This is a genomic window from Bradyrhizobium sp. Mp27 (assembly GCF_029953005.1).
Lineage (GTDB): Bacteria > Pseudomonadota > Alphaproteobacteria > Rhizobiales > Xanthobacteraceae > Bradyrhizobium > Bradyrhizobium barranii.
Window position 1 is genome coordinate 1 of sequence record NZ_JASAUS010000595.1, and the last position, 656, is coordinate 656.

Annotated in this window: 1 pseudogene; it reads right to left on the reverse strand. The window is 53.5% G+C overall.

What is annotated here, in order from left to right:
* Nucleotides 1-282: 282 nt before the first annotated feature.
* Nucleotides 283-656 (reverse strand): annotated as a pseudogene (locus tag QJT78_RS51910) (hypothetical protein); the annotation flags it as partial.

A 656-nucleotide genomic window follows, 5' to 3' on the forward strand; every position in this document is an offset into this window, starting at 1 on the left:
TAACACGCCTCAAGCACCTTGCGATCTTTCCTCGAAAGGTGGACTTCTCTTGCTTCGGGTATCATCCCGACCTTGAATCACGACTCACGATCTAAGAAAAGTGGGTACTAGTCTGACCATTCTTCCGTAAGGTAAGAAACGATCCGCTCAGTCCCCCGTCGAATTCGGGGGCACGCTCTCCATCAGTGGGCAATCTGAGCGATTTTCAGCTCCCGTTTTACCCTGAGCTAAAACGCCTGATGCGGCTACAATCCGCCGAACGTTCAATGTTACGGGATGTTTTTAATTATCGAGACCCACCCGGTTCACTGTCATGAGTAATCCTTCGTTGCCGCGCAAATCGATACCGGCCCTCACCTCTTCTCCGTCGCGGTCTGCAAATGAAGATAGAAGGACTTGCCCACACAATAGTTCATCGGCAAATGAGACCGCGATAGGCTCAGGTCCCAGGTTGAGCGCTATTAAGATCCGCTCCTCCCGCAGCTCACGGCCGAACAGCAGAAGATCGCCTCGGGCCTTTAATGGCGTGTACGAGCCCTCTGTGAGAGCAGAGCTGGCCCCGCAAATTCGGACAGTAGCTTGAGTGGATTTTCTGCCTGACAGCGGCGAGGATTCTTGCTGCGAATCAGGAGCGAAGATGACGAAGAAGAGCCGCC